Genomic DNA, 16,008 nt, shown 5'->3' on the forward strand with positions numbered 1-16,008 from the left:
TCGTAAGATGACCAAACCAACCGATCATTATTCTTTTATCCTTTTGTGCCTGCAATCGCCGGAAGACGAAGCATTACAGGCACAACTGGAATCGTGGCTGTCGGCCGGTGCCACTCACCGGGAACTGTACGCACAGGTCCGCCTGTTGTGGGAACAGGCGCCACATGCCGCTTTTTTTGAAGAGGCAGATGCACCTGCCGCCACCGCCAGGTTCCTGCAGCTGCTGGACCAGGCGAAGGCCGCTGCCCCGGTAGTGACACTTAACACGGTCCGCCGCCGGCGCTGGTGGCCTGCCGCTGCCGCAGTACTGCTGATCGCCGTGGCTGCCGGATGGTGGCAGTATTCACGCACCCGCATACAGTGGATCGCCAAAACCACCACCAACCGTCCCGATTCCGTGTTGCTGGCAGACGGCTCTAAAATCTACCTGAACAAACAGGCCTCCATCAGATACCCCGCTGCATTCAAAGGCCGGGAAAGACAAGTGGAGCTGACAGCAGGAGAAGCCTTTTTTGATATCGTCACTAATCCTGTGCATCCCTTTACTGTAGTGAGCGGCCCGGCACAGATCCATGTGCTGGGTACCTCCTTCAATGTAAAGGCCGCCAATACCACCATACAGGTATATGTGCTCACCGGCAGCGTGGCCGTGGCACATCAGCAACATTCCCTCCGTTTGCAGGCCGGTCAGGGCGCCTCCTGCAATACCCGCACCGGGGAAATAAAAGTGGACTCCTCTGCCGGTAACAACCAGCTGGCATGGCGTACCCGGGAGCTGCAGTTTACAGACACCTCCCTGCAGGCTGTCTGCGAATCCCTGTCCAATGCCTACGGCGTTACCATCGTACTCGACCCGGGCATCAGCAAAGAGCGTAAGCTCAATGCCAATTTCAGCAACAAAACTTTACCGGAGATATTACAAACACTGACTGCTTTATATGATTATCATTTTGAACAACTGAACGACACGATATATGTGCACTTGCCCGTAAAGAAATAGCGCATAGAACCATCATTACCAACCAAAATGCTTTAGCCACAAGCTAAAACGCCTTAGCCATGAGTAAAAATTATCTACGGTACATCACCCGTTGCGGCACCCGTATGTACTGCCCCCTGGCAATGGCTGCCATTCTCCTGTCGGCCTCGCCGGCAAGAGCACAGGATACTTCCCCGCTGAACCGGAAAGTGACCGTGAAAGCCAATAACCAACCTATAGCTGTTGTACTGTCAGAAATCGAAAAACAAACCAATCTGAACTTTGTGTACGATGGCAGCCAGATCAACAGGGCCCAGGCTGTCACCATCCGGGCCAGCGACGCGGCCTTAAAGCAGGTACTGCACGATATTTTTAATGACGACGTACAATATACGGTCGTTGGTAACCAGGTGATCGTGAAAAGCGCGCCTGCCCGTGTAGCCGCCGCCGTGATCATAAGCCATGCCGGTCAGCAAGACCAGAGCATCCGCATCCGCGGCTCCGTGTCGCTGCGCGACAGCAAAGGACACCTGCAACAGATACCCGGCGTCACCATCCGGGTGAAAGGCAAAGCACACGGTACGCATACCGATGCTGCCGGGAAATTTGACATCACTGTCAGTCCCAGAGACATACTGGTAGTCAGCTTCGTAGGTTACAAAACCGTGGAGATGCCGGTGAACGGCGCTTCCAATATCATTCTTGACGAAGATGCGTCAAAGATCAAAGAGGTAGTGGTAACGGGCATCTATGAACGAACAAAAGAAAGTTTCACCGGCTCTGCGTCTACCTATACGGCCAAAGAACTGAAACAAATCGGTAACCAGAACATTGTGCAGAGCCTCCGCTCCCTCGATCCTTCTTTTACCGTATTCGAAAATAACCTGATGGGCTCCAACCCCAACGTGATGCCCAACCTGGAGATACGTGGCAAAACCAGCGTACTCGGACTAAAAGAGCAGTTTGGTACCGATCCTAACCAACCACTGTTTATCCTCGATGGCTTCGAAACGAGTCTGCGTACCATTGTAGACCTGGACATCAACCGCGTGGAAAGCGTGACCATCCTGAAAGATGCGGCATCTACCGCTATCTATGGTTCCAAAGCGGCCAACGGCGTCATCGTTATCGAAACCAAAAAACCAAAACCTGGTGAGCTGCGGGTATACTATACCACTGACAACAGCGTCACCATTCCCGACCTGCATGATTATAACCTGATGAACGCTGCTGAAAAGCTCGAGTTTGAACGGGTGTCCGGGAGGTTTAAAGTGCTGCAGGGCTGGGATAATGACCAAATATTGCAGAAAGAGCTGGAACAGGCCTACAGCGACCGGCTGGCAGAAATTCAGCGTGGCGTGAACACCTACTGGCTCAGTGAACCGCTGCGCACCGGCTTTACTACCGGGCATTCCCTGTACGTGGAAGGTGGCGACAACCAGATGCGGTACAGCGCCGGTGCCAACTACAAAAAAATCGCCGGTGCCATGAAAGGCTCCGGCCGCGATATCGGGGGCGCTAATGTGAAGCTGGTATACCGCAAGCATAAATTCAGCTTTAACAATAACCTCAGCATTAACTTTTTCACCGCGAAAGAATCGCCTTATGGATCTTTCCAGGCGTTTGCACAGGCCAGTCCGTACTATCGCAAACGTGATCAGGACGGTACCCTGCAACCTTACCTGGAGAGAAGGACCAAAGCCGCCGGTGGTGTGGACACAACCACCAATCCGCTGTGGAACGCTTCCCTGGGCAATTTTGACGTAACACGCAATTTCAGTGTGGTGAACAATTTTATGGCGGAATGGGAAATGGACCAGGACCTCAGGGTGAGAGGCCGCCTGGGGATCACCAGGGAGGATGGTAAACAGGAAATATTTACCGATGCCCGTCATACTACCTTTGCTAAAAGGGTGCCTACCGAAAGGGGCAGCTATACCGGCAACCAGACAGCTGTCTTCAATTACGATGGTGAACTGACCGCTATCTACGGTAAACTGATCAATAACCGCCATCAGATCAATGCTGTGGGCGGCTGGAAATTCCAGCAGTTCCGTAATACCGGTGAAGGCTATACGGTGATTGGCCTGCCGCCAGGCGTTTCTTCACCTGCCTTCGCGGCCGGTTATCCGCCCAACGGTAAATCTTCTTCTTCAGAATCCACTACCCGCAGCACCAGCGCTTATCTCAACGCCGGCTATATGCTGGACGAGAAATACATGGTGGACGTGAATTACCGCCTCGACGGCTCTTCCGTATTCGGTTCCAACAACTTCTTTACCACTTCCTGGTCGGTCGGTCTTTCCTGGAACCTGCACAAGGAAGCCGCGCTGCGGGAAATCAGCTGGATCACCTTCCTAAAATTACGCGGCTCCGTTGGTACGCCGGGCAATCAGAACTTTTCCACCTACCAGTCATTTACTACTTACAGATACAACACCTATACCGTGAATGATTTCGGGGTAGGCGCCGTGATCGACGCATTTGGCAACCCGGACCTTTTGTGGCAGAAAACCATGGACAAAAATATAGGCGCCGACGTTATCCTTTTTAACAACCGCCTGCGGTTCAACGCCGATGTGTATAACCGTATTACCGACCCACTGGTAGCGCAAATCAGCCTGCCCACGTCTGTAGGTACTAAAACTTACCTGACCAATCTGGGTAAGCAGGTGGGTAACGGTTATAACTTCATGTTCAGCGTATCGCCCTGGTACAAGCCGCAGGAGCGCATTAACTGGAGCATCAACTTCTCCGCCAAACATGAAAATGCCCGTTATGATAATATGGCCAACCGGCTGGACGTGCTGAATAAGGAGAACCGCACTAAAAACCTGGAGCGCTACTATGACGGTGGCAGTCCCACTGCTATATGGGCCGTACGTTCCGCCGGTATTGATCCTGGGACGGGAAGAGAAGTGCTGATCAAAAAAGATGGTTCACTGACTTTCAATTATGACGCAGCAGATGAAGTGGTGGTAGGCGATGCCCGCCCTGAACTGGAAGGAATTATCGGTACCAACCTCGCGTATAAAGGGTTTACAGTAGGTGTTTACCTGCGTTACCGCACGGGGGCCGATGTATTCAACGAGGCGTTGTACAACAAAGTGGAAAATATCAACTCCAGGGATATTTTGCTGAACCAGGACCGCCGCGCTTTGTACGACCGCTGGAGACAGCCAGGCGACATTGCCAAATTCAGAAGTATTTCGCTGACACAGAACAATGATGCCATCGCAGCCAACATTCCGCCAATGACTTCCCGCTTTGTGCAACGGGAAAACACACTGGCGGGAGAGTCTATCAATTTGGGATATGAATTGCCCAACCGGGTGGTGAAAAACTGGCGGATGTCCTACCTGCGGCTAAATGCCTATATGAACGATATCTTCCGCTTATCTACCATCAAAAGGGAGCGCGGTATAGATTATCCATTTGCCAATACGGTTTCTTTCTCGGTAAGTGCCGGATTTTAATCATTAAAACGAAAGAAAAATGAAAAAGCGTGTATTCCTCAGCGTTATCATACTCGTCATCGTTACCGGTACTTCCTGCAAAAAATGGCTGGATGTGAAACCCCGGGACAAAGTTATTGAAAACGTATTGCTCGAAAGTGAACCTGGTTTCCTGACGGCGCTCAATGGCATATACCTGGAACTGGCGTCTGATGAGACTTATGGCGGTCAGATGACCATGCAGATGACAGAGGTGCTCGGGCAACGATATAACATCGCCGGTGGACATAACCTCTATAAGCTGGCCACCTATCAATACACAGATCCCCAGATACAAACCCTGTTTAGCGCTAACTGGTCGTCTATGTACAAGGTAGTGGCAAACATCAACAAAATTCTGTCGGTCATCGACCAGAAAAAAGAGGTGTTCAACGGTAAACATTATGCATGGATAAAAGGAGAAGCACTGGCGTTGCGGGCACTGGTCCATTTCGACCTGTTTCGCCTGTACGGTCCGGTATACCTGCAGGACTCTATGGCCCTCAGTTTGCCCTACTACACTGCTTTTACCACCAGCTATGAACCTTATGCCAAAGGCAATGCGTTCATTGGAAAAGTACTGGCCGATCTGGACGCAGCAGAATCACTGCTTGCAGATGATCCGGTATCGCAGGGCTATACGGTGCTAAAGGATGAGAATCCGGAGGGCACAGCCTGGAGCTTCCGTAACATACGCATGAACTACTACGCTGTAAAAGGATTAAAAGCACGGGTGAGCCTATACCGGAATGATAAAATCAGCGCGCTGAAATACGCCACGGATGTGATTAACGGTGGCGGAGCCATATTTCCGTTTGTAAGACTGAACGATGCTATCGGTGATCCCCGTAATCCTGACCGTGTCTTCGCCAGTGAGTTGCTGTTCAGTATACAGGACAGCCGTCGTACTGACAGGTACAGGCGTTACTTTGATCCGTCACTGGACGATAAAGCCATCCTCACGGCGGTCCAGGGCCGCCTGACTACTGAGTTCGAAAGCAATACCAATGATATCCGCTATGGTAATACCTGGCTGGTGCCTGGTTCCAACCAGAAAAGTTATCGCTGTTTTTTTAAATACGCTGATGTGGAAAAAAGCGACCCCCGTTTCCGTAACCTGATACCTGTAATACGGCTTTCCGAAATGTATTTTATCGCAGCAGAGTGCGCGCCGGCGCCGGCGGCAGGTATCGGATATCTGAACACAGTACGCCGCAACCGCGGTATTGTTGATTTGGGCGGCAATGCCAATCTCACCACTGAATTACTGAAAGAGTATAAACGTGAGTTCTATGGAGAAGGACAAATGTTTTTCTACTACAAACGTACAGTTACTGCCAGTGTGCCTGGTGGTACCGGTAGCGGCACGGTGGCCATGACGAAAGAAAAATATGTGCTGCCTGTTCCACTGGACGAATCCCAATTCAGAAACTAATTATCGTATTTGTTATGAACACTCATCTTCGATATATAACCGCGGCGGCTACATTGATGCTGTCAATGTCTGCCTGCCGGAAGGCGGAAATACCGTCCTATGCTACAGATAACGATATCTATTTTTCCGTTGTAAGAGATTACGTCACCTACGATACAACGGTTGTCACGTTTGCCTACACGCCTGCTACCACAGATACCGTGGTGAAGTTGCGGATAAGCGCCCTGGGCATGCCGGCAGGACGTGAACGCAGCGTGAGCTACCGGGTGATTGATACCGCAGCCAATGCCGCCCAGGCCCGGACTCAGTTTGAGCTGCCTGCCAGTATTGCCATACCGGCCGACAGTGTGAATGCCTATATCCCGGTGGTGATGCATAAAACACCGGACATGACTACACGTACTTTTTCCATTACCCTGCAGCTGGAGCCTAATAATGATTTCCAGACCCGGTTACAGGTGCTGGTGAAGGATAAGAATAACAATCGCTTTACCTCCCTGGTACGGCATGTCATCCTGGTAGACAACAGGCTGAATAAGCCTGACCGGTGGTATGACGATTTTTATGGCCCCTTTAGCGGTAAAAAACTAACGCTGATGAGCAAGTTGCTGGAAATACCGATACAGGAACTGTATACGAAGATTACCAATGCAGACCCCGGCACCACCAGTTTTTACGCCAATTACCTGAAGACCTATCTCAAAGAGATGGAAGATGCCGGCACTCCTGTATTGGAAGACGATGGCACACCTATGAAACTCGGTAAATACATGCAATAAAAATGAAACGTATGACAACAAAGTATATTTGGTTATTGCTGAGCGGATGCCTTATCAGTATGGCTTTTACGGCTTGTTATAAGGACCGGGGCAATTACGATTACCATGACATCAACCAGGTGGACAGTATTGGCGGTATAGCTAAAAACTATACTGTTTTGTATGGCGATAGTATACGCATTACCCCGACGGTATTGGCTACGCAGGAGAGCGGTGACACCGCCCGTTATACTTATCGCTGGGAGGCATTGATAGACGGCCTTTCCCGGATGCCGGGAGAATCTCCGAACGTATTGGTCAGCAGTAGCAGGAACCTGGCTATCGCTGTTAAGTTAAGGCCTTCCGGCTACGACTGTTTTTTCCGTATAAAAGACAAACAAACCGGTGTGGAATGGTTTAAGCGTTTTAAGTTGACCGTGCAGTCGGCTGTATATCAGGGCTGGGTGGCGCTGTGCGACGTCAATGGCGTTGCCCGCCTGGACATGGTGGCACGGTTAGGAGAAGAAGACCGGCTTATTACTGATCTGATGTCCTTTGTGAACGGCGGTTTGCCGGTGCGCCATCAGCCGAAGCAGTTGGTGTTTGCTTACCGGTCCACCAATATCAACCCGTTCTATCTGCGGACTGGCGATGGTTTGGAGCGGATTGACGGGGATAATTTTACCTGGAAGAGCACCTATGGCATCCGGTATGAAATGCTGATGCCGGTAGGAGCAGATTTTGCGCCCGACTATTTTTTCAATTCACCGGCTTTGGCTGGTGTTGATTATGTGCTGGCGGGCAACCGGGTTTTTCACCGGAATGCGATGATGGGGGCTTCTGCTTTTGGTTCACCTGTCAATTATGTGGACGAGGAAAAGACGGCGTTCAGGCCTGCTCCCTTTGTGGCCAGTGGTTATGGTGGAGCTTTGTTGTATGACCAGGACCGGCAGCGGTTTGTGTTCCATGATCCGATGTTTGGCACCAAATGCAACAGCCTGAGAGATGGTACGTTGTTCTCTTACAATACCGGAAGGGATATGGTGTATATGGCGTATACCAACTATAACCGGGGTGATGTGTATGCCATTTTGAAAGACAAGGCTGGAAAATACTATGCCTATTGCATCAATGTCAGCTATTCCGGTGTAAAACAAAGCTATTATACCGAGATGATCAATGCGCCGGAACTGGACAAGGCGACTGCCTTTGCTGTCAGCAATCAGCTGGGGTACGTGTTTTATGCCGCCGGCGGCCGTGTGTACGAGTACGATGTATTTACCAATAAGGCGGTGCTGATGGCCGATTTGGGTGGAGAACGGGTGAGTGTGCTGAAATGTCCGTTGTTCAGCTCTTATGGAAAGGACTTTTATACCAATCTGACTAATTCGCTGGTAGTGGGCAGTTACGACCCTGCCCGTCCGGACGCCGGAAACGGCTCCATCCGTGTTTACAGTATACCTGCCAGAAATGAGCCCTTGCAGCTCACCTGGAGTTATGGCGGCCTTGGTAAAATTGTGGACCTCGCCTACAGAGAAAGATAAAACCCTATATGTGACGGATTTGCAGGGAGTTTTGTTATATACTTCCTGTAAGTCCGTTATTCTCAATTATCGATGGAATTCCCGCTTAATTCCCTTCATTTCCCCAAATTTATTCCTAATTTTACCCTCCTTGATAAAGCGGCTACAACAAAACTGACAGCTTGACAGTTCTGCTTTCCAAGCATAATATTTGAGTAACTGGTAATCTCCGTCTATCCAACACTTCGCCCGCAGCTTCCGTGCCACAGGCCTGGTAGAAAGGAAAAACCAACTGACATAGCTTCAGGGACGGGGAGATGTTACAGAAACTAAAATTGTAATTCGTAATTAAACATTCAACATGTTAGGTTTTTTAACAAAACTTTTTGGAGGGAATAAATCAGACAGAGACATTAAATCTGTCACTCCAATAGTGCAGCAGATCAACGATGAGTACGGAAAGCTGCAATCCCTGCCTATCGACGACCTGCGTCATAAAACCCGGGAATTCCGCGAACGTATCGCTACCCACCTGGCTGCCATCGATAAAGAAATTGCTGAGAAAAAAGAAGCGGCTGAAGCCGTAGAAGATATAACCGAAAAAGACGCTATCTATCAGGAAATCGATACCCTGAAAAAAGACCGCGACAAACAACTGGAAGTGGTGCTCAAGGCCATTCTGCCGGAAGCATTTGCTGTTGTAAAAGAAACTGCCCGCCGTTTTTCCACCAATCCTACCCTCACTGTTACTGCTACAGACATGGACCGTCAACTGGCCGTGCTGAAAGACTATGTGACCATTGACGGTGACAAGGCTTCCTGGAAAAACAGCTGGAAAGCCGCTGGCAACGAAGTGACCTGGAACATGGTACACTACGATGTACAGCTGATCGGTGGTACCGTGCTGCACCAGGGTAAAATTGCCGAAATGGCGACCGGTGAAGGTAAAACACTGGTATCTACCCTCCCCGCATACCTCAATGCCCTCGCCGGCGAAGGGGTGCACATTGTAACCGTGAACGATTACCTGGCACGCCGTGACTCCGAATGGAACGGCCCCCTGTTTGAATTCCTCGGTATCACTGTAGACTGTATCGATAAACACCAACCCAATACACCCGAACGCCGTAATGCCTACCTGGCAGACATCACCTACGGTACCAACAACGAATTCGGCTTCGACTACCTCCGTGATAACATGGTGCACAGCCCGGACGAAATGGTGCAACGCAAACACCACTTCGCCATGGTGGATGAGGTGGACAGCGTGTTGATTGACGATGCGCGTACGCCGCTCATCATCTCCGGTCCTATCCCCCGCGGTGAAGAACAGGAGTTCCATGCGCTGAAACCACGTATCCAGTACCTGGTAGACATGCAGAAAAAAGCGGCCAACCAGTACCTGCTCGAAGCTAAAAAGCTGATCGCTGAAGGTAAAGACGACCCTAAAACCGGTGGTCTGGCCCTGATGCGCGCCTGGAGAGGTTTGCCGAAAAACAGCGCGCTGATCAAATACCTCAGCGAGCCCGGTATCAAAGTATTATTACAGAAAGCTGAAAACTACTATCTGGCTGACCAGCAACGCGAAATGCCGAAAGTAGATGAAGGCCTGTATTTCGCGATAGAAGAAAAACAAAACAGCGTAGACCTGACTGAAAAAGGTATCGCACTTATCACACAAGGCGGTGAAGACCCTAACTTCTTCGTGATGCCGGACGTAGGTTCCGAACTGGCCGAGATTGAAAAAATGGCAGTCTCTCCGGAAGAGAAACTGCAGCGCAAAGAAATGATGCTGCAGGACTACGCCCAGAAGTCAGACCGTATCCACTCCGTACAGCAGCTGCTGAAAGCATATACCCTGTTTGACAAAGACGTGGAATATGTGGTAATGGACGGTAAAGTGAAGATCGTGGACGAACAAACCGGTCGTATTCTCGATGGCCGCCGCTACTCCGACGGCCTGCACCAGGCGATCGAAGCGAAAGAAAACGTGAAAGTGGAAGCTGCCACCCAGACTTTCGCCACTATCACCCTGCAGAACTACTTCCGTATGTATCACAAGCTGGCCGGTATGACCGGTACGGCTTCCACTGAAGCGGGCGAGTTCTGGGAAATCTACAAGCTGGACGTGGTGACCATCCCCACCAACCTGCCTATTTCCCGTGGCGACGCGGAAGACCTGGTATACAAAACCAAAAGAGACAAGTATAAAGCTGTTATCGAAGAAATCAAGCAGATGCAGTCCAAAGGCCGCCCGGTGCTGGTAGGTACTACCTCCGTGGAAGTGTCTGAGCTGCTGAGCAAAATGCTGACCTTCGAGAAAGTGCCACATAACGTACTGAACGCCAAACAGCACGCCCGCGAAGCCCAGATCGTGGCTGAAGCCGGTCTGGCCAGTGCTGTGACCATCGCCACTAACATGGCCGGTCGTGGTACGGACATCAAACTGGGCCCCGGCGTAAAAGAAGCAGGCGGTCTGGCCATCATCGGTACGGAAAGACACGAAAGCCGCCGCGTAGACAGACAGCTGCGTGGTCGTGCCGGTCGTCAGGGTGATCCGGGATCTTCCCAGTTCTTCGTATCCCTGGAAGATGACCTGATGCGTATGTTCGGCTCCGACCGTATCGCCGGCCTGATGGACCGCATGGGCTACAAAGAAGGAGAAGTGATCCAGCACAGCATGATCACCCGCTCCATCGAAAGGGCTCAGAAGAAAGTAGAAGAAAACAACTTCGGCATCCGTAAGCGCCTCCTCGAATACGATGACGTGATGAATAAACAGCGTACCGTTATCTATGCCAAACGTAACCACGCCCTGTTCGGCGAACGCCTGGCCATCGATATCGACAACGCTTTCTTCGACGTAGCGGAAAATATGGTGACCTCCGGTAAAGAAACGGGCGACTACGAATCGTTCAAAATGGACGCCATCATTAACTTCGGCATCGATACCAATATCACCCAGGAAGAACTGCTCCGTACTGACGTGTCCACACTGTCCTCCAAACTGTACCACCAGGCGATGGACAACTACCACCGCAAAGTACAGGACATCACCAGCAACACCCTGCCGGTGATCGAGCGCATCTACCAGGAACAGGGACACCACATCGAGAACATCTCTATTCCGTTTACCGACGGTAAAAAAGGTGTTAACGTGCTGGCCAACCTCAAAAAGGTTGTCGATACCAAAGGACACGAAACCATGAACGCGCTGGAACGCAGCATCACCCTGGCCCTCATCGATGAAGCCTGGAAAGAGCACCTGCGCGCCATGGATGAACTGAAACAATCCGTTCAGGGCGCCGTGTACGAACAGAAAGATCCGTTGCTGATCTATAAACTGGAAGCCTTCAAACTGTTCAAACAGATGGATGGTGAAACCAGCCGCGATATCGTTTCCTTCCTCTGCAAATGCGGTATCCCCGTAAGCCAGGACCAGGGGCCGCAGGAAGAGCAGATCCGCGAAGGCCATGAAGAAAAAACAGACATGAGCCGGCTGCGCGCTTCCCATGAAGATATCGTTGAACAGCAGCATAACGGCCATCAGGCAGCTCCGGAATACGATATGCCTGAAGAAAAGCAGGAGCCGGTGAGAGTAGGCCCCAAAGTAGGACGTAATGACCTCTGTCCCTGTGGTAGTGGCAAGAAATTTAAAAACTGCCACGGCAAAGACCTGTAGTTAATTACAAATTACGAATTACGAATTACGAATTCGGGGTTCGTTTGAAATAATGGCGGATTATGGATTTGGACATTTTTAATGTTGAATTCCATAGTCCGCTTTTTCTTTTTTTGCCTTTTTGTTTGTTAACACTAAACCATTGTTTGATGAAAAGAAATGTTATTCTTGAAAAGAGTTATTTATTCGGAATTAGAACTGTTAAGTTGTTTTTATATTTGAAAAAGTGTGGTGTTGATGAGGTTTTAATAAAACAACTCTTAAAAAGTGGTACTTCTGTAGGAGCGAATGTAGAAGAAGCTGTGGGAGCATCGTCCAGGAGGGATTTTATTCATAAATTGAGTATATCATACAGAGAAGCCAGAGAAACGATTTATTGGATAAAACTTCTTAAAGACGCCCAAATCCTTGAACAAAAAATGGCAGATTCAATGCTCAAAGACAGTGAGGAATTAGCCCGCATTATTGGCTCAATTCAAAAATCAGCTAAAAACCCTCACAATAAAAGCACCCCAAATTCGTAATTCGTAATTCGTAATTCGTAATTTTACTTCTATGAAGGTAAACAGGTACATAGACCATACTATTTTAAAGCCCACCACCACACTCGAAGACATCAAGAAGCTGTGCATGGAATGTGTGGAATACGATTTTGCTGCAGCCTGCGTGCCCCCGCCCTATGTGAAAGTAGCCAAACAGTTCCTGGGCGCCACCAATACCAAAGTGGCCACTGTCATCGGTTTTCCGTTCGGTTATTCCGCCATTGAAGCTAAAGTGGCGGAAACTGTACTGGCCATTGTGGACGGTGCTGATGAACTGGACGTGGTGATCAATATCTCTGCACTCAAAAACAACGACTGGGAATATCTCGAAAAAGAGATCGCCAATCTGATGTATATCATCCGTGAAAAGAAAAAGGTGATCAAAATGATCATCGAAAGTGGCATATTATTGGAAGAGGAGATCATCAAATGTTGCCAGCTCTACAGTAAATACGGGGTAGATTTTGTAAAGACTTCCACCGGATATGCGGAGAAAGGCGCCACCGTAGAAGCGGTGAAACTGATGAGGGCCAACCTGCCTGATAATATACAGATTAAAGCTTCCGGCGGTATTCGTACCTTTGCCTTTGCGAAGGAGTTGATAGCAGCCGGCGCCACCCGCATAGGGGCCAGCGCCAGCGTTAATATCATGAAGGAAGGCGGAGAAGACACGGCCCAATCAGATTATTAATTTTTAATTATACAGTATTCATGCAAAAATTATTCATCCTGGTTTGCTGCCTGTTGGGAAGTAGCTGGGCCATGGCGCAGGACTACACTATGTCCGGCAATGGTTCGGTAAAAGTGATCAAGGATAGCCGGCTGGACGTGCTGATCAGAAAACAGATCTACATCAACACCCTGGCTATTCGTAACCAGTCCGGTTTCCGGGTACAGGTGATCTCCACCAACAAACGCGGCGATGCCAATGAAGCCAAAGCCCGGGTAATGCAGTTGTACAGCGATTATCGTACTTACCTGGATTATCAGGCCCCCTATTTTAAAGTGCGCGTAGGCGATTTCAAAACCCGCGAAGAAGCGAGCGAGTTGCGTGATAAGCTCTCCAGCCTCTTTTCAGGCGGCGTATTTGTTGTTCCCGCCATCATCAACGTGTCACCGGATAAAGAACTGTCGAATGAAGAACCGTATTAAAGAGCTGGCCAAAGCCTATGCACCTGCTTTTATAGATATCAGGCGTCATATTCACTCCCATCCCGAATTATCTTTTCAGGAACATAAAACCTCCGAATTCATCCGGCAGCAACTGGATACTTTCGGCGTGCCTTATAAAGCCGGTATTGCCGGTACGGGCATTATCGCCCTGATAGAAGGTAAAAACCCGGCCTCCAAAACCATCGCGCTGCGTGCGGATATTGATGCGCTGCCGATCACCGAGGCCAATGATGTGTCTTATAAGTCAGTAAACAATGGCGTCATGCACGCCTGTGGCCATGATGTGCATACCACCGTGGTACTGGGCGCGACTAAAATATTACATGAGCTGAAAGATGAACTGGAAGGCACCATCAAGATCCTGTTCCAGCCCGGGGAAGAAAAACATCCCGGCGGCGCCAGCATCATGATAGAAGAAGGCGCACTGGAAAACCCGCGCCCCGACGCTATCCTGGGCCTGCACGTACATCCTTCCATGGAAACCGGTAAACTGGGGTTCTGTGAGGGCAAGTACATGGCCAGCGCGGATGAAATCTACGTTACCATCAAAAGTAAAGGCGGACATGCCGCCCAGCCACACCTTACGGTAGATACCATTTTGGTGGCTTCGCAGCTGGTAGTGAGCCTGCAACAGGTGATTTCGCGCAATAACAATCCATTCTCCCCGTCTGTACTGTCTATCTGTGCTTTCAATGGAGGGTTCACCACCAACGTGATCCCCAGCGAAGTGAAGCTGATGGGCACTTTCAGGGCCATGGATGAAACCTGGCGTTTTAAAGCGCATGAGCTGATCCGCAAACAGGCGGCGGGCATTGCGGAGGCTACCGGTGCTGAAATTGAGATCGATATATTAGTGGGTTATCCCACCCTGTACAATAACGAAGTGGTGACCGCCAAAGCAAGACAACTGGCGGAAGATTACCTCGGCAAAGAACAGGTGGAAGATACAGAACTGCGTATGGGCGCGGAAGATTTTGCGTTTTATTCGCAGATCGTACCGGCCTGCTTCTTCCGGCTCGGCACCGGCAACAAGGAAAGAGGCATTACCTCCGGTGTACATACCCCTACCTTCGATGTGGACGAAAGGGCCATTGAAATAGGGATGGGCACAATGGCTTACCTGGCCACACAATTCTGATCGTTGAGCTATTCACATAAAACAGAGCGTCCTGATGAACATCAGGACGCTTTTTTTATCAATTAACTTTTGTGATGACAGAGGAGGAGTAAAAAATCTTCCCCGGGTTGTGAATCTGTAAAATCGTATAGTCTAAAACGTTAGTAGTTATTTTATTTCCCTGATTTTTTGCAGCACTTTTTCGGAGAGCTCTATTTCCTGCAGACTGTCTACCTGAATATGTCCCCGTTGATAGGCGCCTTTAAAGCGGAGCTTAGAACCTTTGCCCAGGGCAATGTTTACGCTGTCGGCCGTTGTCTCCTCGTTGATATCGAGTGTGCCTCCCTGCCCGCCGGTAAAAGAAAGCGTGCCTACCTGGTTGTTGTTGACGCTTGCTTCCACATTCGGGCCTGTTGTGATGATCAGTGCCGGCTCTTTGTAGTTACTGATCCTCAGATGGGAAGAAGGTGCCATGACCTGTGTGATATGAGGCGCTTTCAGTTCCAGGTTGCCACCATGAAATACTGTGAGTATCAGCGTGTCGGCAGCATACCTAACTAATATGCTGTCTGTGCTTCCTTTCGTCAGGGTATAGTTTTTATCAGATGAGATATTGACGAAACCGGACGGCCAGGTACTTTTGATGGTCGTCTCGCTGGTGGTTTTTCCATCCATGGAGCGGGCCTGACGGACACGGGTTTCAAATGCGGTATCGTACAACGGGCGGCCGGAGGCGGTCTGTAATTTTACCACCTGAAAGGGCTGCAGTGTTATCGTGGTTGGTTGTTCGGCGGGGGTGCTTCTGCCAAAATTGGCATTGGTGATCCCTTTGCTGAAGTTGGCGCGCAGCACGATATCTGTGCAGAGCATCAATAACACGAGCGAACCGAAGAAGCCGAGTAATAATTTAGTGCTGGTTTTCATGTTATTTGAAATTAGATTTTTTGAATTTTTCGTAATACGGTTTCAGTTCATCTACATCGATATCCAGCAAATACATGCTACGGAAGAGAGATGGCAGCTCATTGGTGATAAACGAATCTTTCTTGAACTGCCTGATTTTTTTGACAGCATCATTGCTGATGAAATAGCCGATACCCCTTTTATTGTAGATGATCTCCTGCTGCTGAAGCAGCTCGCAGGTACGCATGACGGTGTTGGGATTGACTTCCAGCTGAACAGCCAGTTCCCTGACAGAAGGGATGCGTTCTTCCGGTTGCCATTTGTTCAGCAGCACCTGTTCGCATATATAGTCTGCGATTTGCAGATAAATGGCTTGTGAGTCTTTAAATTCCATGTCGCAAT

General features: G+C 49.7%; 12 protein-coding genes. 10 read left to right on the plus strand and 2 right to left on the minus strand.

Annotated features, from left to right (window positions below):
- Positions 1–7: 7 nt before the first annotated feature.
- From ACTJJS_RS17905 to ACTJJS_RS17950, 10 genes are all read left to right on the plus strand, one after another.
- Positions 8–1,000, plus strand: a complete 993-nt coding sequence (locus ACTJJS_RS17905) for a FecR family protein (protein WP_440664699.1) — start codon at positions 8–10, stop codon at positions 998–1,000.
- A gap of 59 nt (positions 1,001–1,059) precedes the next feature.
- Complete coding sequence (locus ACTJJS_RS17910) at positions 1,060–4,455, plus strand: SusC/RagA family TonB-linked outer membrane protein (protein ID WP_440664700.1); 3,396 nt, start codon at positions 1,060–1,062, stop codon at positions 4,453–4,455.
- Between the two features lie 19 nt (positions 4,456–4,474).
- Positions 4,475–5,908, plus strand: a complete 1,434-nt coding sequence (locus ACTJJS_RS17915) for a RagB/SusD family nutrient uptake outer membrane protein (protein ID WP_440664701.1) — start codon at positions 4,475–4,477, stop codon at positions 5,906–5,908.
- A 14-nt stretch (positions 5,909–5,922) separates the two neighbouring features.
- Positions 5,923–6,687 (plus strand): DUF4843 domain-containing protein, encoded by a 765-nt coding sequence (locus ACTJJS_RS17920; protein ID WP_440664702.1) that lies wholly within the window; start codon positions 5,923–5,925, stop codon positions 6,685–6,687.
- An 11-nt stretch (positions 6,688–6,698) separates the two neighbouring features.
- On the plus strand, positions 6,699–8,210 hold the full coding sequence (locus ACTJJS_RS17925; RefSeq protein ID WP_440664703.1) for a PKD-like family lipoprotein: 1,512 nt from the start codon (positions 6,699–6,701) through the stop codon (positions 8,208–8,210).
- Between the two features lie 340 nt (positions 8,211–8,550).
- Positions 8,551–11,871: a preprotein translocase subunit SecA gene (secA, locus tag ACTJJS_RS17930; protein ID WP_440664704.1), complete on the plus strand. Its 3,321-nt coding sequence runs from the start codon at positions 8,551–8,553 to the stop codon at positions 11,869–11,871.
- A gap of 149 nt (positions 11,872–12,020) precedes the next feature.
- A complete protein-coding gene (locus ACTJJS_RS17935) occupies positions 12,021–12,395 on the plus strand; it encodes a four helix bundle protein (protein WP_440664705.1) in 375 nt (124 codons plus the stop codon).
- A 31-nt stretch (positions 12,396–12,426) separates the two neighbouring features.
- Positions 12,427–13,104: a deoxyribose-phosphate aldolase gene (gene deoC / locus ACTJJS_RS17940; RefSeq protein WP_168870321.1), complete on the plus strand. Its 678-nt coding sequence runs from the start codon at positions 12,427–12,429 to the stop codon at positions 13,102–13,104.
- Between the two features lie 20 nt (positions 13,105–13,124).
- Complete coding sequence (locus ACTJJS_RS17945) at positions 13,125–13,565, plus strand: SPOR domain-containing protein (protein WP_440664706.1); 441 nt, start codon at positions 13,125–13,127, stop codon at positions 13,563–13,565.
- Positions 13,549–14,724, plus strand: coding sequence for a M20 metallopeptidase family protein (locus ACTJJS_RS17950; RefSeq protein ID WP_440664707.1), 1,176 nt, complete (start codon positions 13,549–13,551; stop codon positions 14,722–14,724). Before ACTJJS_RS17945 ends, ACTJJS_RS17950 begins: the two co-directional genes overlap by 17 nt.
- Positions 14,725–14,871: 147 nt before the next feature.
- Here the strand turns inward: ACTJJS_RS17950 and ACTJJS_RS17955 are convergent, their stop codons facing one another.
- Together ACTJJS_RS17955 and ACTJJS_RS17960 are read right to left on the minus strand one after the other, a co-directional pair.
- Positions 14,872–15,627, minus strand: coding sequence for a hypothetical protein (locus tag ACTJJS_RS17955; protein ID WP_440664708.1), 756 nt, complete (start codon positions 15,625–15,627; stop codon positions 14,872–14,874).
- A 1-nt stretch (position 15,628) separates the two neighbouring features.
- A complete protein-coding gene (locus tag ACTJJS_RS17960; RefSeq protein WP_168870317.1) occupies positions 15,629–16,000 on the minus strand; it encodes a GntR family transcriptional regulator in 372 nt (123 codons plus the stop codon).
- Positions 16,001–16,008: the final 8 nt, after the last annotated feature.

The organism is Chitinophaga sp. 22308 (assembly GCF_052045305.1).
Classification (GTDB): Bacteria; Bacteroidota; Bacteroidia; order Chitinophagales; family Chitinophagaceae; genus Chitinophaga; species Chitinophaga varians_A.